The sequence below is a fragment of the Pseudomonas sp. EA_35y_Pfl2_R5 genome, assembly GCF_963970805.1.
Classification (GTDB): Bacteria; Pseudomonadota; Gammaproteobacteria; order Pseudomonadales; family Pseudomonadaceae; genus Aquipseudomonas.
In genome coordinates, this window is record NZ_CAXAOW010000015.1 from 70868 (window position 1) to 89282 (window position 18415).

20 protein-coding genes are annotated in these 18415 nt (G+C 59.1%); 12 read left to right on the forward strand and 8 right to left on the reverse strand.

What is annotated here, in order from left to right:
• The first annotated feature begins 32 nt into the window (after positions 1-32).
• The 5 genes from AACX99_RS19215 to AACX99_RS19235 are packed head-to-tail and all read left to right on the forward strand — an operon-like array spanning position 33 to position 4087.
• Positions 33-932 (forward strand): heme/hemin ABC transporter substrate-binding protein, encoded by a 900-nt coding sequence (locus tag AACX99_RS19215; RefSeq protein ID WP_445261888.1) that lies wholly within the window; start codon positions 33-35, stop codon positions 930-932.
• On the forward strand, positions 929-1966 hold the full coding sequence (locus AACX99_RS19220; protein WP_339414035.1) for a FecCD family ABC transporter permease: 1038 nt from the start codon (positions 929-931) through the stop codon (positions 1964-1966). Before AACX99_RS19215 ends, AACX99_RS19220 begins: the two co-directional genes overlap by 4 nt.
• The gene (locus AACX99_RS19225; protein WP_339414036.1) at positions 1966-2733 is read left to right on the forward strand and encodes a heme ABC transporter ATP-binding protein; all 768 of its coding nucleotides are present in this window, start codon (positions 1966-1968) and stop codon (positions 2731-2733) included. Before AACX99_RS19220 ends, AACX99_RS19225 begins: the two co-directional genes overlap by 1 nt.
• A gap of 10 nt (positions 2734-2743) precedes the next feature.
• Positions 2744-3625: a ChaN family lipoprotein gene (locus AACX99_RS19230; RefSeq protein WP_339414037.1), complete on the forward strand. Its 882-nt coding sequence runs from the start codon at positions 2744-2746 to the stop codon at positions 3623-3625.
• A gap of 54 nt (positions 3626-3679) precedes the next feature.
• A complete protein-coding gene (locus tag AACX99_RS19235) occupies positions 3680-4087 on the forward strand; it encodes a nuclear transport factor 2 family protein (RefSeq protein WP_305594472.1) in 408 nt (135 codons plus the stop codon).
• 275 nt (positions 4088-4362) lie between these two features.
• Here the strand turns inward: AACX99_RS19235 and AACX99_RS19240 are convergent, their stop codons facing one another.
• The 5 genes from AACX99_RS19240 to AACX99_RS19260 form a co-directional block, all read right to left on the reverse strand.
• Complete coding sequence (locus AACX99_RS19240) at positions 4363-5163, reverse strand: cyclic nucleotide-binding domain-containing protein (RefSeq protein ID WP_339414038.1); 801 nt, start codon at positions 5161-5163, stop codon at positions 4363-4365.
• Between the two features lie 106 nt (positions 5164-5269).
• Positions 5270-5542, reverse strand: a complete 273-nt coding sequence (locus AACX99_RS19245; RefSeq protein ID WP_160015886.1) for a TfoX/Sxy family protein — start codon at positions 5540-5542, stop codon at positions 5270-5272.
• Positions 5543-5581: 39 nt separating this feature from the next.
• Entirely contained in the window at positions 5582-6337 is a 756-nt protein-coding gene (locus AACX99_RS19250) for a class I SAM-dependent methyltransferase (protein ID WP_339414039.1), read from the reverse strand.
• Positions 6334-6678: a pentapeptide repeat-containing protein gene (locus AACX99_RS19255; RefSeq protein WP_339414040.1), complete on the reverse strand. Its 345-nt coding sequence runs from the start codon at positions 6676-6678 to the stop codon at positions 6334-6336. Before AACX99_RS19255 ends, AACX99_RS19250 begins: the two co-directional genes overlap by 4 nt.
• 85 nt (positions 6679-6763) lie before the next feature.
• Complete coding sequence (locus tag AACX99_RS19260; RefSeq protein ID WP_339414041.1) at positions 6764-8326, reverse strand: bifunctional aminoglycoside phosphotransferase/ATP-binding protein; 1563 nt, start codon at positions 8324-8326, stop codon at positions 6764-6766.
• Between the two features lie 118 nt (positions 8327-8444).
• Here AACX99_RS19260 and mrcB point away from each other — a divergent pair, with 118 nt between their 5' ends.
• Genes mrcB through AACX99_RS19275 form a run of 3 tightly spaced genes read left to right on the forward strand, consistent with a single transcriptional unit; the run spans position 8445 to position 11808 of the window.
• Positions 8445-10763 (forward strand): penicillin-binding protein 1B, encoded by a 2319-nt coding sequence (gene mrcB, locus AACX99_RS19265; protein ID WP_339414042.1) that lies wholly within the window; start codon positions 8445-8447, stop codon positions 10761-10763.
• Between the two features lie 17 nt (positions 10764-10780).
• Positions 10781-11479, forward strand: a complete 699-nt coding sequence (locus tag AACX99_RS19270; protein WP_339414043.1) for a tetratricopeptide repeat protein — start codon at positions 10781-10783, stop codon at positions 11477-11479.
• Complete coding sequence (locus AACX99_RS19275) at positions 11479-11808, forward strand: YqcC family protein (protein WP_339414044.1); 330 nt, start codon at positions 11479-11481, stop codon at positions 11806-11808. Before AACX99_RS19270 ends, AACX99_RS19275 begins: the two co-directional genes overlap by 1 nt.
• 14 nt (positions 11809-11822) lie before the next feature.
• Here AACX99_RS19275 and AACX99_RS19280 read toward each other — a convergent pair whose 3' ends face one another.
• Positions 11823-12266, reverse strand: a complete 444-nt coding sequence (locus AACX99_RS19280) for a DUF4124 domain-containing protein (protein WP_339414045.1) — start codon at positions 12264-12266, stop codon at positions 11823-11825.
• A gap of 407 nt (positions 12267-12673) precedes the next feature.
• Between AACX99_RS19280 and AACX99_RS19285 the strand changes: the two genes are divergently transcribed.
• Positions 12674-14398, forward strand: coding sequence for an acetolactate synthase 3 large subunit (locus tag AACX99_RS19285; RefSeq protein ID WP_090256048.1), 1725 nt, complete (start codon positions 12674-12676; stop codon positions 14396-14398).
• 2 nt (positions 14399-14400) lie between these two features.
• Positions 14401-14892, forward strand: coding sequence for an acetolactate synthase small subunit (ilvN, locus tag AACX99_RS19290; protein ID WP_108488665.1), 492 nt, complete (start codon positions 14401-14403; stop codon positions 14890-14892).
• A 131-nt stretch (positions 14893-15023) separates the two neighbouring features.
• Here ilvN and ilvY read toward each other — a convergent pair whose 3' ends face one another.
• A complete protein-coding gene (ilvY, locus tag AACX99_RS19295; RefSeq protein WP_339414047.1) occupies positions 15024-15905 on the reverse strand; it encodes an HTH-type transcriptional activator IlvY in 882 nt (293 codons plus the stop codon).
• A 124-nt stretch (positions 15906-16029) separates the two neighbouring features.
• On the opposite strand from ilvY, the gene ilvC reads away from it, so the two are divergent.
• Complete coding sequence (gene ilvC / locus AACX99_RS19300) at positions 16030-17046, forward strand: ketol-acid reductoisomerase (protein WP_275961622.1); 1017 nt, start codon at positions 16030-16032, stop codon at positions 17044-17046.
• 156 nt (positions 17047-17202) lie between these two features.
• Positions 17203-18015 (forward strand): CDP-diacylglycerol--serine O-phosphatidyltransferase, encoded by an 813-nt coding sequence (pssA, locus tag AACX99_RS19305; protein ID WP_339414048.1) that lies wholly within the window; start codon positions 17203-17205, stop codon positions 18013-18015.
• 76 nt (positions 18016-18091) lie between these two features.
• Here pssA and AACX99_RS19310 read toward each other — a convergent pair.
• Positions 18092-18415, reverse strand: a 324-nt coding sequence (locus AACX99_RS19310; RefSeq protein ID WP_339414049.1) for a hypothetical protein, incomplete at its 5' end; no start/stop codon positions are given.

Genomic DNA, 18415 nt, shown 5'->3' on the forward strand with positions numbered 1-18415 from the left:
GGCGTTCACGTCTGTTTTCTTAGAGAGTGCTCATGAAACCCCTTAATACTTTGTTCGCCCTGTGCGCGAGCCTGTTGTTCTGTGCCTCGCTGATGGCCGCCGAGCCGTTGCCGCAACGCTGGATCAGTTCCGGTGGTTCGCTCAGTGAGTGGGTGGTGGTGCTGGGCGGCGAAAGCCGACTGGTCGGGGTGGACAGCACCAGCCAGCATCCAGAGTCGCTGCGTGCGCTGCCGAGCATCGGTTATCAGCGTCAGCTGGCGGCCGAAGGCATGCTGACCCTGCGCCCGGATATGCTCATAGGTAGCGAAGAAATGGGCCCGCCGCCAGTGCTGGCGCAATTGCGCGGCGCCGGTGTGCGGGTGGAAATGCTCTCGTCCAAGGCTGATCTGGCCAGCTTGCAAGCCAGCCTGCAACGCATCGGCAACCTACTGGGCGAGCCGCAACGCGCCGATCAGGCATTCGCGGCTTATCAGCAGCGCTTGCAGCAGCAGGCCGACTGGCTGGCGGCTGCACAGCGTCAGCAGGCGGCGCCAGGTGTGCTGCTGTTGCTCGGGCATGCGGGTGGTAGCCCGATGGCGGGCGGCAAGGACACCTCTGCCGATTGGCTGATTGAGCGTGCCGGTGGGCGCAATTTGGCCAGCCATGGCGGTTATAAGACGCTGTCCACCGAGGCGCTGCTGGCGCTTGATCCCGAGGTGGTGATCATCGCCGATCGCAGCCTGGCCGGTGATGCTGCGCGTGAGGCGCTGCTGCAGCAGAACCCGGCACTGGCGGCGACCCGGGCGGCGCGTAATCAACGTTTGTTGATGCTCGACCCGACCCTGCTGGTCGGTGGCCTCGGCCCGCGTTTGCCGGATGGGCTGGCGGCCTTGTCCGTAGCCTTTTATCCTGCCAGCCAACCTCTGGTCGCCGAAGCTAAGCCCACGCCATGAATCCTGTTATTCGACCGCGCTCACTGTTTATCGCACTGAGCCTGTTGCTGGCGCTCGCGCTTTGGCTATCCCTCGCCCTGGGCCCGGTCAGTTTGCCGCTGCTCGACACGCTCAAGGCGGCGCTGCGCCTGCTTGGTTTGGCAGCACCGGGTGATGATTTGGCCCAGGCTGAGTTGATACTCGGGCAGATTCGTCTGCCGCGCAGCTTGCTCGGGCTGCTGGTCGGCGCGGTGCTGGCGCTGTGCGGGGTGGCGATGCAGGGGCTGTTTCGCAATCCGCTGGCCGATCCTGGTTTGATCGGGGTCTCCAGCGGTGCGGCGCTCGGCGCGTCGATTGCGATTGTCGGCGGCGCAGCCCTTGGCGGTTTGCCGGAAGCCTTTGCACCTTATCTGTTGTCGTTGTTTGCCTTTATCGGCGGCCTTGGGGTAACAGCGCTGGTCTATCGCCTGGGTCGGCGTGATGGCGAAACCAATGTGGCGACCATGCTCCTGGCGGGTATTGCGCTGACCGCACTGGCCGGCGCGGCCATCGGCCTGTTTACCTACCTGGCCGATGATGCCACCTTGCGTACCCTGACCTTCTGGAACCTGGGCAGCCTCAATGGTGCCAGCTACGCGCGCCTGTGGCCGCTGCTGCTGGTGACGGCTGCAGTGGCGCTGTGGCTGCCACGGCGAGCCAAGGCGCTGAATGCCATGCTGCTGGGCGAATCCGAGGCGCGTCATTTGGGCTTTGCCGTGGAGCGGGTCAAGGCCGAACTGGTGTTTTGCACCGCACTTGGTGTGGGGGCTGCGGTGGCGGCGGCGGGGATGATCGGCTTTATCGGCCTGGTGGTACCGCATCTGGTGCGTCTGCTGGTGGGGCCGGATCATCGCGTGCTGTTGCCGGCCTCGGCCCTGGCGGGTGCCAGCCTGTTGCTGCTGGCGGATCTAGCGGCGCGGCTGGTGCTGGCTCCGGCCGAATTGCCGATCGGTATCGTCACGGCGCTAATTGGCGCGCCGTTCTTCCTTTATCTGTTGCTGCGGGGGCGTACCTGATGCTGCGCGCGGAAAATCTGGCGGTACAGCGCGGCACGAATACGGTGTTGGCGGATATCAATCTGGAGTTACGCCCGGGCGAAGTGCTTGGCGTGCTGGGGCCCAATGGCGCAGGCAAGAGCACCTTGCTCGGTGCCTTGTGTGGCGAGCTGCAGCCGAGCCACGGCGATGTCTGGCTGGATCAACGGCGTTTACAGGACTGGCCCGGCAGCGAGCGTGCGCAGCGCTTGGCGGTATTGCCGCAGACCTCGACGCTGAATTTTTCCTTTCGCGTGGAAGAGGTGGTCGGTATGGGCCGTTTGCCCCATGCCAGCGGGCGTGTGCGCGATGCGCAGATCATCAAGCAGGCGCTGGAAGCAGCCGATGCGTTGCACCTGGCCGGGCGCAGTTACTTGGCGTTATCCGGCGGCGAGCGTCAGCGTGTGCACCTGGCGCGCGTGCTGGCACAGCTCTGGCCTGGCGGTGAAGGGCAGATGCTGCTGCTTGATGAGCCGACCTCAATGCTCGATCCGCTGCATCAGCACACCACGCTGCAGGCCACCCGCGCGTTCGTCGAGCAGGGCGCAGCGGTGCTGGTGATTCTGCATGACCTTAACCTGGCTGCGCGCTACTGCGATCGCCTATTGCTGCTGGAGTGCGGCCGACCACATGCGCTCGGTAGCCCCGAAGAAGTGCTGCGTGCCGAACCGCTGCAGGCTGTATTCGGGCTTGAGGTGCTGGTGCAGCAGCATCCTGAACGGGGTCATCCTTTAATCGTTGCTCGCTAAGGTTGTGTTTATGCGTATTGCATTACTGCTGGTGGTGGCGCTGTTGAGCGCCTGCCAGTCTTCGCTACCGGCTTTACCCACCTGGCAGAGCCCTGAGGGTTTGCAGCATCCAGAACTCGGGCAGATTGTCGAGTTGCGTACTGGCGCGCAGCTGACCCCGGCGCAATTGCTTGAGCGCCTGGCCGTTGCGCCCAAGGTGCTGGTGGGCGAGCGACATGACAATCCCGATCACCACGCGCTGCAGCTCTGGCTGTTGCGGGCTCTGGCAGCGCAGCGGCCACAGGGTAGCCTGCTGTTGGAAATGCTTACACCGGATCAGCAGGCCAAGGTCGATCAGGTGCGCGCTGCCATCGCGGCCGGGCAGGCGCCGCAGGACATGCTCAGCGCCCTGGCCTGGCAGCCTGGCTGGGCTTGGTCGCTGTATGGCCCCCTCGTGCAGCATGCGCTGCGTCAACCGTATCCGTTGCTGGCAGCCAACCTTGAGCGTCGCGAAGTCATGCAGATTTACGCCCAGGTGCCACAGCTGCAAGGTCAGGCCTCTACCGCGCAGCCGGTGCGCGAGGTGCTGTTCAAGCAGATTCGCGAGTCGCATTGCAACCTGCTGCCGGAAAGCCAACTACCCGCGATGCTTGCCGTGCAGCAACAGCGTGATCGGCGTATGGCCGAAGCGCTGCTGGTCGCGCCGGCGCCAAGCTTGCTGTTTGCCGGTGCCTTCCATGTGCGTCGTGAGCTGGGTGTGCCGCTGCATCTACAGGATTTAGGGGCAGTTGAAGGTGTGCAGGTACTGATTCTGGCGGAGGTCGGCAGCCAGGTTGCCGCAGAGTCGTCCGATTACGTCTGGTTCACAGCGGCGCAACCCGAGCAGGACCACTGCGCAAAACTGCGACCCTAGCCCGATTTGCCTGCGGCTGAGCAGGTAGTCTGCGGTTTTTACCGGAGACCGCCGATGCCAGCCGCTGCCCATGCCCTGCTTACCCGCTATTTCAATGCTCTTAACGAGCGCGACAGCCGTGCCTGCCTGGCGCTGCTCAGCGCCGATGTGCTGCTGGATATCAATCAGGGGCCTCGCGAGCAGGGCGTTCAAGCCTTTGCCGACTACTTAGAACGCACCCAGCGTTGCTACCGCGAAAGCATCGATAACCTGCAGATCCTCACCGAGCCAAGCGGGCAGCGCGCCGCCTGCGAGTTCACTCTGAGTGGTGAATACCTGAGCACCGATGATGGCCTGCCGGACGCCTGTGGCCAGAGTTACCAGCTGACGGCGGCGAGTTTCTTCGAGATTCGTGACGGCAAGATCTGTCGGGTAAGCCAGCACTTCAATCTGCCGGAGTGGCTGGCGCAGGTCGATTTCTAAAGGTTGCTGAGCGTAGTTTTCTACAGGCAAAAAAAGACCCGGCAAAAGCCGGGTCAATAACCGTGATTAGCCTGATGAGGAGATAATCTGAAGAGGCCGACTGAAGGTCTCTTAAGCTTATCGGCTGATCTCGCGACCAGTTGCGGTAATAATAACAATTCTCATTTTCATGTCAACACTCTTACCCCAACTTTTTTATCAGCCAGCCAAATGTCTGTTCACCCATAAACAAACAACCCGGCACAAGGCCGGGTTGTTGAGATCGCAAGCGGGTTTCAGGATGCTTCGGCCGGTAGGCGCAGCTGGGTGACTTCCTTGTTCAGAAGGTCGATGCGCTTGGCCATGTTCTCGATCAGGCTATGGGCAATTCGCGGGTTGCTTTGCATCAGGCTGAGAAACTGCTCTTTGGGGATGACCATCACGGTGCAAGGTTCGCTGGCAAGCACGGTGGCACTGCGCTTCTCGCGGGTAAACACGGCCATGGCGCCGAAGATTTCATCCTTCTGCACGTCACCGACCTTGTGCCCGTCGACGTACGCCTCGGCATGACCTTCGATGATGATAAAGACGTTGTCGGCGACATCGCCTTGGTGGATCAGCTCTTCACCTGCGGCAAAATGCTGGAAGCCGGTGGAGGGGCGGATTTCCGGCTGCTTCAAGCGCGCCAGGGCGTCGGAAAGCAGGGCGGTGTGGCCGATCAGGTATTGGATAAACAGTTCCTGGCGCTGCTCGCTGGCATAGATGTGCTTGAACACTTCACTGCGCGAGTAGGGAATCAGGCTCAGTTGCTCTTCGCTGCTATAGCGGCAGCTGGGCATGTCCAGGCCCTGGCGCAAACCAACCAGATCGCCTTCCTGCAGATAAAACAGCGGACGTTCATCAACCACGGCATGCAGCAGGCCATTTTCAATAATGAAGAGCTGGTTACCCGGCAGCATCTTGGCCAGGTCTTCCGCACGTTCGAGCTGTAGTGGCGATCCAGTAGGTGCAAGCCCATCGAGCAATTGAGTGGGGATGCTTTGTAGTCGGTTGATCAGCTGATCGGCGTAAGCCGGTTGCTCCCCGAGTAAATACATGAGCGAATTTCCTTGAACTGGCTGGGCATACTAAACCGCACGAACGTCCCTAAAACAATAGTTGCCAGCGCGCTTCAGGTAAATCAAAAGCCTAAGAGGTTGTGAGCTAGCTCTTGTTGTGGGGCGAAGTTTCATCGAGCTGACCATTCAGTTCGGCTTTATGGCCGGGTGGTAGTTCGTTCCAGTGTACGTCAAGCAGCGCGCCTTCAATCGCATACAGCAGCACCTTGGATGCCCTGAAGCCCCGCGCGCGTACCGCTCGATAAGCGCTGACCGCGCCCAAGCGACGCAGGTCATTGGCGCTGTGAATGCCAACCGCGTGGAGCCACTGGGCCGAGGTTTTACCGAGGTTCTTCAGGTGTTGCAGTTCATCGTTCATCAAGCCTCCTTGCGCTGCTGGGCAGTCGTGCGGATGGAGTCAGTTTGGCGTGCCTGCCAGAAAGTGTAGCGGCCAGCGGACAAAACGTGGCTGTTTGGCATCACCCCAGGCCTGGCGCAGTTTTGGCTGCAGTTGCAGCAGTGGATCGGCGCCGTTCTGTTGTTCGTAGCGCTGCACGGCTGACCAGGTGCGCAGGTAGCCCAGCAGCTGCTCCAGGGTCCAACTGGCTTCAATAGTCGAGGCGGGTGGAGTGAGTGCCTTCAAGGGGTTGTCGATATCGCGGTAGCCGGCATCGACACTGGCGCGGCCCGTTGGCCAGTAACCGCTGAGGGTATTCCAGTAAAAGTCGTCGATTAGCGCGTCCAGCTCAGCGTCAATGCGGATCAGGCTGTAACACCAGGCACAGAACACGCCGCCAGGCTTGAGCAGGCGGCGTACTTCGGCAAAGAACGCCGGTGTGGCGAACCAATGCAGCGCCTGCGCTACCACGATCAGATCCAGGCTTTGGCTGGGCAGCGGTTGCGTTTGCGCCTCGGCGACGAACAGCTGTAATTCTGTCTGTCCTTCGACCGCCTGCAATTGCTCAAGGCTGGCATCGCAGGCCAGCACCTGCTTGAAGTGCTTGAGCAGTGGGCGACTTGCCTGACCGTTACCGCAGGCGATATCCAGCGCGTGCAGGCGTTCCGGGCATTGCGCAGCCAGCCAGGTAAACAGGCTTACTGGGTAATGCGGGCGGAAGCTGACGTAGGCATCTGCTCGCGCGCCGAACAGTTGGCTGATGGGGTTGCCGCTCAACGGGTGTTGTAGCGCAGGCGTGTGCCGAAATTTACCGACATAAGAATCTCGTCAGCAGTCAGTTCGACCGGGAAGTACGCCCCGGAAATCTGTGCGTGGGCCAGGCTGGCCCCTTCGAGTTGGGCATTGCGTAAGTCTAGGCCGCGCAGGTCAGTGCCGCGAAAGTAGGCGTTGGTGAAATTGATGCCTTGGGCATCCAGTGCGCGCAGGTCTATGCCGCGAAAATCACCGTCGCTCAGGTCGACGACAGTGTCTTTGGGCTTTTGCGCATTGAAAGCGGAGATTTGTTCGTTGCGGATGAGGATATACAGCGGGTTATCCAGTTGTCGGGGCTGGCTCATGGTGCATCTCCTTATGGACTCACCGCCAGTATAGAAGCCGCGGCGCGCTCTGCTCGCGCCGCAACTCTATTGCTCGTTCTGTTTATTACAGGCCCGTCAGACGCTGGCGAATGCGTGCGATCAGGGTATCCAGGCTGGCGCTTTCGTGGGTGTCTACGCGTTTGCTGTGCAGCAGTTCATCGTCACTCAGCGCTTCGCGGCTGGCCTGCTGGGCGTGTACCACGTCCATGGTGGCATCGGACGGGTCGCTGCCGGCGGCCTTGCGCTGTTCCAGCCAGCTGGCGATCACTTCGTCCGGGGCGCTGCATTCCAGAATCAGAAAAGGCGCGCCGCAGGCTTCGGCAACTTGGCTGGCAGCTTCACGCTGTGCCTGCTTGAGGTAAGTAGCGTCAATAACTACCGGAAAACCGGCGTACAGGACCGCTTCGGCGAGCTGGTGCAGGCGCTGGTAAGTCGCGGTGCTGGCGTCCTGAGTGTAGATGCCGGCGCTGAGCTTGCCGAGATCGGCATTCTTCTGCTCGCCGAACAGGCGCTTGCGTTCTACATCCGAGCGCAGGCGAATAGCGCCCAGTGCCTCGACCAGGCGCATGGCCACATGGCTTTTGCCCACTGCGGAAACACCGTGGGTAATGACTAGAAAGTTGGAGGGGATGGCGCTGTAGCTTTCCGCCAGGTTGGCATAGTTGCGGTATTGGCGCAGGGTTACAGCTTTTTGCACCGCGTCGGTCTGATGCGCCAGGCTGAACAGCGCGACCTTGGCGCGTACCAGGGCGCGGTAGGCCTTGTAGAAATTCAGCAATTCCAGGGCGGCGTAATCACCAGTGTGCTCCAGCCAGCCATTGACGAAGCGCCAGGCGTGGGCCTTGAGGCCGCGGTCTTCCAGGTCCATGGCGAGGAAGGCAGCGTCCGAGGCGATATCGATCAGGCGGAACGGCTCGTTGAACTCGATGCAGTCGAACAGCACCACCTGATCATCCAGCAGGGTGGCGTTGCCCAGGTGGATGTCGCCGTGACATTCGCGGATCGAGCCATTGGCCGCACGCGTGGCCAGCAGTGGCTCAAGGCGCGCGTAGTTGGCTTCGGTCCAGGCCTCAAGGGCTTCCAGCTGCTGCAGGTCAGCCGCATCACTGAGCAACGGGCGGATCTGTTCGAAGTTCTGCCGCATCGGCGCGGCAATTGCCTCGGGTGTGCACAGCGCATGGCTGGCCGCGACCGCAGGGGTCGAGCCGTGGAAGTCGGCAATCTGTTTGGCCAGGGCATCAATATGCGCCTCGCTCAGTTCGCCGCGCGCCTGTACATCGCTGAGCAATTGGCTTTGCGGGAATTGGCGCATTTTCAACGCATATTCGATGGCCGGGCCGCTACCGCTGAGTTGCGGGGCATCGATGCTGCCGCTGATCGGCAGCACTTCCAAGTAAAGGTCCTGAGTCAGGCGCTGGTTGAGGCGCAGCTCTTCCTTGCAGAAGTGCTCGCGGGCGCTCAGCTCGGTGAAGTCGAGAAAGCCAAAATTCACCGGCTTTTTGAGCTTGTAGGCAAAGGGGCCGGTGAGCACCACCCAGGAAATATGGGTTTCGATAACCTGGAATTGCTCTACGGGATGAGGGTAGAGGGCCGGGTTCTGCAGTGCGGCGATCAGAGCTTGGCTCACGGGCGATCCTTGGCGTTGTGCTGAAATAAGAGGCGGCCATTATGGCCGCTCAACGCCAGTCTGCAAACCGCTGAGCAGGCCTGCTGGCAAGCGGGCAAAGTGCGTATAATGCCGCGCCATGACTCGTACCCGATCTTCCCGTCCCCGTTCTAAACGCCGTTCCGGCGGTATGCGCCCCTGGTTGGGCTGGGCTATTAAGCTCGGTCTGGTGGGTTTGGTGGTGCTCGCCGTGTTTGCGGTTTATCTCGATGCAGTGGTGCAGGAGAAGTTCTCCGGCAAGCGCTGGACTGTTCCTGCCAAGGTCTATGCCAGGCCGCTGGAGCTATTCGTTGGGCAGAAGCTGGCCAAGGATGACTTCCTCAAGGAGCTGGATGCCCTGGGCTATCGTCGTGAAAACGCGGTAGGCGGCCCTGGCGGCGTGTCGGTGGCAGGCAACAATATCGAGCTGCATTCTCGCGGTTTTCAATTCTATGAAAGCACCGAGCCGTCGCAGCGCGTGCGCGTGCGTTTCTCCGGTGACTATGTAGCGGGTTTGACCCAGGCCGGCGGCGGCAATCTGGCGGTGGCGCGGCTTGAGCCGCTGTTGATTGGTGGCTTGTACCCGGCGCACCAAGAAGATCGTGTGCTGATCAAGCTGGAGCAGGTGCCACCTTATCTGGTGGAGACCCTAGTGGCGATTGAGGATCGTGAGTTCTTCAATCACTTCGGCGTGTCGCCCAAGGGTATCGCCCGCGCGGTGTGGATCAACGCCACTGCCGGTCAGCTGCGCCAAGGCGGCAGTACGCTGACCCAGCAGTTGGTGAAAAACTTCTACCTGACTAACGAGCGCACCCTGGTTCGTAAAGCAACTGAAGCCATGATGGCGGTGCTGCTGGAGTTGCATTATGAGAAGAAGGACATTCTTGAGGCGTACCTCAATGAAGTGTTCCTCGGTCAGGACGGTCAGCGTGCGGTGCATGGCTTTGGTCTGGCCAGTCAGTATTTCTTCAGCCAACCGCTGTCCGAGCTGAAGCTTGATCAGGTGGCGCTGCTGGTGGGGATGGTCAAAGGACCGACCTACTACAATCCGCGGCGCAACCCTGAGCGCGCGCTGGAGCGGCGCAATCTGGTGCTTGATGTGCTGGCCGCACAGGGCGTAGCCAGTGTTGCAGAAGTGGAAGCAGCGAAACAGAAGCCGCTGGGCATTACCCGACGCGGCAGTCTGGCAGACAGCTCGTTCCCGGCCTTCTTGGATCTGGTCAAGCGTCAGCTGCGCGAGGATTACCAAGAGCAGGACCTTACCGAAGAAGGTCTGCGAATCTTCACCAGCTTCGATCCGATCATGCAGCTCAAAGCCGAAAGTGCCTTGGCCGATACCCTCAAGCGCCTGTCTGGACGCAAGGGTGTGGATGAGGTCGAAGCGGGAATGGTTGTCACCAGCCCTGAGAGTGGCGAAGTGCAGGCCATGATTGGTAGCCGTCAGCCACGGTTTGCCGGCTTCAACCGAGCCCTGGACGCGGTGCGGCCGATTGGCTCGCTGATCAAGCCGGCAATCTACCTGACGGCACTTGAGCGTCCTAGCCAGTACACCTTGACTAGTTTGCTGGAAGATCAGCCGTTCTCTATCAAAGGTCAGGACGGTCAGGTGTGGAGCCCGCAGAACTACGACCGTAAGGCCCATGGCACGATTTACCTGTATCAGGGGTTGGTCAATTCCTACAACTTGTCCACCGCCAAACTTGGTCTTGAGATGGGCGTGCCAGAAGTGCTCAAAACGTTGAATCGATTGGGTGTCGAGCAGAAATGGCCGGCGTATCCGTCGATGCTGCTCGGCGCCGGCGGACTGAGCCCGATGGGCGTGGCAAATATGTACCAGACCCTGGCCAATGGCGGCTTCAATACGCCATTGCGCGGTATTCGTAATGTGCTGACGGCAGATGGCGAGCCGCTCAAGCGGTATCCGTTCCAGATTCAACAGCGTTTTGACAGTGGCGCCATCTACCTGCTGCAGAACGCCATGCAGCGCACGATGTCAGAAGGTACAGGGCGTTCGGTCTACGGCCAGCTGCCGCGTTCTCTGGCATTGGCTGGTAAGACGGGTACCAGTAACGACTCGCGCGATAGCTGGTTTGCCGGTTTCAGTCAGGATGTGCTGGCCGTAGTTTGGCTCGGTCGTGATGACAATGGGCCGACGCCGTTGACCGGTGCGACTGGTGCGCTGCAGGTGTGGACGGAATTTATGCGCAAGGCCGATCCGCTGCCGCTGGATATGCCTGTGCCGGATAACGTGGTACAGGCCTGGGTGGATGCCAGTAGCGGTCAGGGTACCGACCCCAGTTGTCCGAATGCAGTACAGATGCCGTATATTCGCGGCAGCCAGCCTGTTGCCGGGCCGGCCTGTGGTATTCAGGCGCCGGTCAACGAAGTGATGGATTGGGTACGCGGCTGGTTGGATTAAGTAAAAGAGGGCGTGACGTGAATAAGTGGTTGATTCCAGCTGTAACGGTTTCGTTGATGTTGGCTGGTTGCAGCAGTGTGCCGCGCGGCTCGATTCCGGTAGTTGAAGGCGGCAGTGCGGTAGCCGGCTCCCAGTCAGGTACGCCAGGTGGTTATGGTGCACCCGCTGCACAGCCTCAAGCCCTGCCGGAGGACTCTGGGGTGGTGGTAATGGTGCCTGGCGGTGGTGGTAGTTCCACGCCGATTCAGTCGTTCCCTGCAGGCAATGCCCCGCAGGATGCCGGTGCCTCCACGCAGCCCTGGAGCGCTACGCCGCCCGCCACAGGCCAAGGCGGCTATTCCGCCCCGGCGCCCAGTGGTATTCCAAGTGGTGGCTTGGCCATGGATGAGCAGCTGGATGGTCCGGTGCTGGCTTTGTTGACGACTGCCCAGCAACAGCAAGGCGGCGGGGATTTGAATGGTGCGGCTTCCAGTCTGGAGCGCGCTCAACGTATTGCGCCGCGTGAGCCGCAGGTGTTGTACCGCTTGGCTGAAGTTCGCCTGGCCCAAGGCGATGCTGCGCAGGCCGAGCAGTTCGCCCGTCGTGGTCTGAGCTATGCCAGCGGTCGCCCCGCGTTGCAGGCCAGTCTATGGAATCTTATCGCCCAGGCCCGCGAGCGCCAGGGTGATGCGGCGGGTGCCGCCCAGGCCCGTGAGCAGGCGCGAGTCAGTCTCTGATGGATGCGCGCGTGTTGACCGTGGCAGAGCAGCTGTTGCTGATCGAGCGAGAGCTGCGTGTGCAAGGCTGGTGGGGTGCTCAGGCGCCCAGTGCGCAGGCGTTATCTAGCCAGCAGCCGTTCTGTGTCGATACACTGGCGTTCGAGCAATGGCTGCAGTGGATATTTCTACCGAGGATGAAGCAGGTGCTGGAGGCTGGCGCGGCATTGCCCAGTGCTTCCGGGATTCAGCCGATGGCCGAGCAGGTGTATGGTGGTCAGGCTAAGAAGGCTAGAGCGCTGATCAAACTGTTGGGCGAATTTGACCGGCTGATTGTTGGCGCGACCTGAGTCGCGCCAGTGGTTTACTTGCAGTTTTCGGTAATCGACTTCTGCGCTTCGCTGATACGGCTTTGGCGTTCATCTTCGCTTAGACGCCGCACTTCACCGTCTACATCAACGCGTACGCGCGGATTGTTCTGCAGTTGTGCCAGGTTGGTGCGCACATCTTCGCAATACTTCTTGCGTTCAGCTTCTTTGGCGGCAACCTCCTGTTTGACCTTCTCATCAATGGCCGCCTGCTCAGGATCGGCAATGCTCTCGAATGTTGGCGCAGCTTTCTTTTCTTCTGCTACGGCAGGTTTTGGCGGCGGTGTTGCGGTGTTGATGCTGGTGGCGTCTTGGCCCTGTGGTGGCTGTGCGCTGAAGTGCGTCACGCCTTGGGCATCAACCCACTTGTAAACCTGGCTGGCCATGGCGGTGGCGCTCATGGCGAGCAGCAAGCTGCTGGTGATAATCATGCGGCGCATGCGGTTTCCTTATATTGAGCTGCGGTGCCTGCTGACTACTATAACCAAAATGTTCGAATCGTCATCCTGCGCTGCGTCACAGCAGAAGATTGCAGATTCAATCACGGATTGCTTGACTTGGCAGCGCCGAATCCGAACAATTCCACGCTCGCTGTAGTGGAGTCCGCCGCAAGCAGGCTTTAGCTCAGTAGACATGAGGTGCACACCCGCGCCGACCTGTTACACCCGCAACGCGTTACCTCGCGCTGGGTGGGAAAACCCCGCAACACTTTGGGGCATTCCCAATACTTGCTCAGTTGTAGCTGACGTAGTCGGCGACCACCGTCGCTCATGCTCTGCTGACAGTAAACCTATCTTAGGCCGTCCTCCTTGTTGGGCGGTTTTCTGGCGTTTTAGAGGTGAACAACGTGGAGCTTTTATCCGGCGCTGAAATGGTCGTCCGCTTTTTGCGTGACGAAGGCGTTAAGAACATCTATGGGTACCCGGGCGGTGCTCTCCTACACATCTACGATGCCCTGTTTAAAGAGCCGGAAGTCCAGCACATTCTGGTTCGTCATGAACAAGCGGCAACCCATATGGCTGACGGCTATGCCCGCGCCACCGGTAAAGCCGGTGTGGTGCTGGTAACGTCCGGCCCTGGCGCAACCAATGCCATCACCGGTATTGCCACCGCCTACATGGACTCCATTCCGATGGTGGTGTTGTCTGGCCAGGTGCCAAGCACCATGGTCGGTACCGATGCCTTCCAAGAAACCGACATGATCGGTATCTCCCGGCCGATCGTGAAGCACAGCTTTATGATCAAGCACGCCTCGGAGATCCCGGAAGTCCTGAAGAAAGCCTTCTATCTGGCGCAGTCTGGTCGTCCAGGCCCGGTGGTCGTGGATATCCCGAAGGACATGACCAACCCGGCTGAGAAGTTCGAGTACGTCTATCCGAAGAAGGTCAAGCTGCGCTCCTACAGCCCGGCCCTGCGCGGGCATTCCGGGCAGATCCGCAAGGCGGCTGAATTGCTGCTGACGGCCAAGCGTCCAGTCATCTACTCCGGTGGTGGCGTAATCATGGGCGGTGCTGCAGCGCCGCTGACTGAACTCGCGCAAATGCTCAATCTGCCAGTCACCAACACCCTGATGGGCTTGGGCGGCTATCCAGGCACAGATCGCCAGTTCCTCGGCATGCTCGGTATGCACGGCAGCTACACGGCCAACCTGGCAATGCACCACGCCGATGTGATCCTTGCGGTGGGCGCACGCTTCGATGACCGGGTGATCAACGGCGCGAGCAAGTTTTGCCCGAATGCCAAGATCATTCACGTCGATATCGATCCGGCCTCCATCTCCAAGACCATCAAGGCCGATATCCCAATTGTCGGCCCGGTTGATAGCGTGATGACCGAGATGGTCGCGATCCTCAAAGAGATCGGCGAGCAGCTGAACAAGGATGCACTGGCGAGCTGGTGGAAGCAGATCGAAGAGTGGCGCGGTGGTCGCATCATGTTCCCTTATGACAAGGGCGACGGCAGCATCATCAAGCCGCAGACTGTGATCGAGACGCTGTCCGAAGTCACCGGTGGCGACGCCTTCGTGACCTCCGATGTGGGCCAGCACCAGATGTTTGCTGCCCAGTACTACCGCTTCAACAAGCCGAATCGTTGGATCAACTCCGGCGGTCTGGGCACCATGGGGTTTGGTTTCCCTGCTGCCATGGGCGTCAAACTGAGCTTCCCGGATGACGAGGTTGCCTGCGTTACCGGTGAAGGCAGCATCCAGATGAACATTCAGGAACTGTCGACCTGCCTGCAGTACGGTTTGCCGGTGAAGATCGTCAACCTGAACAACGGTGCGCTGGGTATGGTGCGCCAGTGGCAGGACATGAACTACGGTAGCCGTCACTCGCATTCCTATATGGAATCGTTGCCGGACTTCGTCAAGCTGGCCGAGGCCTATGGCCATGTTGGCATGCGCATCACTGATCTGAAGGATCTAAAACCGAAAATGGAGGAAGCCTTTGCGATGAAAGATCGCCTGGTGTTCCTCGATATCCAGGTTGATACCAGTGAGCACGTCTACCCGATGCAGATCAAAGACGGTGCAATGCGCGATATGTGGCTGAGCAAGACGGAGCGTACCTAATCATGCGACACATTATTTCCCTGCTGCTGGAAAACGAGCCCGGCGCATTGTCCCGCGTGGTCGGTCTGTTCTCGCAACGCAACTACAACATCGAAAGCCTGACTGTGGCGCCGACTGAAGACCCGACTTTGTCGCGTCTGACGCTGACCACTGTTGGCCATGATGAAGTCATCGAGCAGATCACCAAAAACCTCAACAAGCTGGTTGAGGTGGTCAAGCTGGTCGACCTGTCGGAAAGTGCTCATGTCGAGCGCGAGCTGATGCTGGTCAAGGTCAAGGCGACTGGCGCTCAGCGTGCTGAAGTCAAGCGCACCACCGACATCTTCCGTGGGCAGATCGTCGATGTGACCAGTAGCGTGTACACCATTCAGCTGGCCGGTACGAGCGATAAGCTGGACAGCTTTATCCAGGCCATCGGCACTACGTCGATTCTGGAGACCGTGCGCAGTGGCGTTACCGGCATTGCCCGTGGCGACAAGGTGCTGAGCATCTAATTGCGTTGTGCTGATAAAACGAAAAGCCCTCAGAGAGATGTCCCTGAGGGCTTTTTGCGTTTCTGGGCTTTCGCTTATTCGTCAGCAGATTACGTAAGCATCTCGCGCAGGCTGGGTGTTGTTAAACACGCTTAGCGTTGGCGATTCCAGAAGGCGTTGATCAGTGGATCTTTAAGACGCTTCTCCAGCGCAAACAGACCAATGTCGTATGCGGTTAACGGTGGCTGAATATCGTAGATGCGGATGCGTGCGGTCAGTGGGCTGTTGTCGAGGACTATCTGCGGAACCACGCCAATGCCAAAGCCTAGGCTCACCATGCTGACGATGGCTTCGTTACCGCTTACTTGAGCGTAAATGCGCGGTTTGATGTTGTGGCTTTTCAGCCATAGGTCAGTGCGGGTGCGGGCTAGGCCTTCCTCTGAGAGGATCATCGGCACATCTAGCCAGCTTTCCGCTGTGGGATACCTAAGCTGTTCCTCGCTCAATAGCTGAGGTGACTGCGGGCCGATAAAACACAGCGCTGAGCGGGCTATCGGTTGAAATTCGATGCCGGCCGGCAAGCTGTCGGGGCGGGCGCCGATAGCCAGGTCTTCCAGCCCTTCTTGCACGCGCTCTACTGCTTTGGCTGGGTCGCCGGTGTGCAGTTTCATTTCGATACGCGGGTAGTCCTGGCGAAAGCTGCTCAGGATGTCGTAAAGGAAGCTGTAGCTGGCTGTCACCGAGCAATACAGGGAAAGCTCGCCATGCAGGACTAGCTGATCCTGCTTGAAGGTCTGGCGGATGGCTTGCCAGCCGTTTATGACCTCGCTCGCATACTCGCGGAACTGTTGTCCCTCGCGGGTCAGGCGCACTGAACGATTGTCTCGCAGAAACAGCGGTGCGCCGAGTTCGTCCTCGAGTTGCTTGATGCTGCGGCTGAGCGCAGAAGGGCTAACGTGTTGCTCGCGGCTGGTTTTCCCGAAGTGCAGGTTGTCGGCTAGAGCGAGAAAGAGTTTGAGTGCGTGACTATCCATGATTGTTTCAAATATCGGCATGTTGTGTTGCAAATATATCATTTTACGCAATGGGGCGGATCACTTAAGGTGTCTCCGTCGCGGTGCATGCACCCATCCCTTTTCGATTAAAAGAGACAAGAACATGAAAGTTTATTACGACAAAGACTGTGACCTCTCGATCATCCAGGGTAAGAAAGTTGCCATCATCGGCTACGGTTCCCAGGGCCACGCTCAAGCGTGCAACCTGAAAGACTCCGGCGTTGACGTGACTGTTGGTCTGCGTAAAGGCTCGGCCACTGTCGCTAAGGCTGAAGCCCACGGCCTGAAAGTGACTGACGTTGCTTCCGCCGTTGCTGCTGCCGATCTGGTCATGATCCTGACCCCGGACGAGTTCCAGTCTTCGCTGTACAAAAACGAAATCGAGCCGAACATCAAGAAAGGCGCAACCCTGGCCTTCTCTCACGGCTTCGCTATCCACTACAACCAGGTTGTGCCGCGTAGCGACCTCGACGTGATCATGATCGCGCCGAAGGCTCCGGGCCACACAGTACGTTCTGAGTTTGTCAAAGGCGGCGGTATCCCTGACCTGATCGCCATCTATCAGGACGCTTCCGGCAATGCCAAGAATGTTGCTCTGTCCTACGCTGCTGGCGTGGGTGGCGGCCGTACCGGCATCATCGAAACCACCTTCAAAGACGAAACCGAAACCGACCTGTTCGGCGAGCAAGCAGTTCTGTGTGGCGGTACCGTCGAGCTGGTTAAAGCAGGCTTCGAAACTCTGGTTGAAGCCGGTTACGCGCCGGAAATGGCCTACTTCGAGTGCCTGCACGAACTGAAGCTGATCGTTGACCTCATGTACGAAGGCGGTATCGCCAACATGAACTACTCGATCTCCAACAACGCCGAGTACGGCGAGTACGTGACTGGACCGGAAGTTATCAACGCCGAATCCCGTCAGGCTATGCGCAATGCTCTGAAGCGTATCCAGGACGGCGAGTACGCCAAGATGTTCATCAGCGAAGGTGCCACCGGCTATCCTTCGATGACCGCCAAGCGTCGTAACAACGCTGCTCACGGTATCGAAATCATTGGTGAGCAACTGCGCTCCATGATGCCGTGGATCGGTGCCAACAAAATCGTCGACAAAGCCAAGAACTAAGGTTTTATGACGTAAGAAAAAACGCGGCCAAGGCCGCGTTTTTTCATGGTGCGGCAAGGCTTCTGGTATAAAGCCTGAGTGTTGCATGGGCACTGGCGTGAACCCTGATCGTCAGCGTCTGTCGAAATTCTTCAAATCCGTTGCAAGGTGTTGTTCATGAATGAACGTCCAGATGAGCCCCAGTCTCCCGCCGACGCCGAAAGTTTGCTGCCAATCGATGAGCATATAGAAGAGGGGCGTGACGCCGAAGGGCGTAAGGTCCGTCATCGCGGTATTTATCTGCTGCCCAACCTGTTTACCACGGCCAACCTGTTTGCCGGGTTCTACGCCATCATCAATGCCATGAACGGCAACTTCTATGTGGCCGCCGCCGCAGTGTTTGTTGCCATGGTGCTGGATGGGTTGGATGGGCGTGTGGCGCGCCTGACCAATACCCAGAGTGCCTTCGGTGCCGAGTATGACTCGCTGTCCGATATGGTCGCCTTTGGTGTGGCGCCTGCCTTGCTCGCGTTTGAGTGGGCGCTGGGCAGCATGGGTAAGGTCGGCTGGATGGTAGCCTTTATCTATGTAGCTGGTGCTGCGCTGCGTCTGGCGCGGTTCAATACGCAGATTGGTAGCGTCGACAAGCGCTACTTTATTGGTCTGGCCAGCCCGGCTGCTGCCGGTGTGGTGGCGGGTACAGTGTGGGCCTTCAGTGATTTCGGCATCAAAGGTTCGAATATGGCCTTTGTGGTTGCCATCTTGGTAGCTGCTGCCGGCATGCTGATGGTCAGCAATATCAAGTACAACAGCTTCAAGGATCTGGACCTGAAGGGGCGCGTGCCTTTTGTGGCGATCCTAGCGGTGGTGCTGGTGTTTGCCGTGGTGTTCAGTGATCCGCCGCGGATCCTGCTGATCATCTTCCTGGCCTACGCGGCCTCAGGTCCTGTCCAGTACCTGTTGCGCTTGCGTCGCGGTAAAAGCGTCTAGTTACTGCGGAGTTGGTTCGACAAAGCCGTTGAAGCGTCAGCTTCAACGGCTTTGTTGTTTCTGCAGGCGGCGCGGTTTAGGGGCTGGCGACCTGGGTATAGGTGGCTATTGAAACAAAAGCATAACAATCGATTGACCTGTGTTTCATTGTCCCTATAATGCGCAGCTCTTCAGGCGTGTGCAGCTCTTTAAACCTCTTATAAAACAAGAGGTTATATTTAAAAGAGGGCTTGCAAAGCAGCGAAAGCTGCGTAAAATGCGCCTCCTCTTCATGAGGTGGTGTTTGAGTCTGAAGGGGTTCGGTCGAGATGATCGAAGGCGGTAAAAGAGGCGGTTGACAGCGATTTGAAACGCTGTAGAATTCGCCTCCCGCTGACGAGAAGCTAGGTGTTGATCGAAA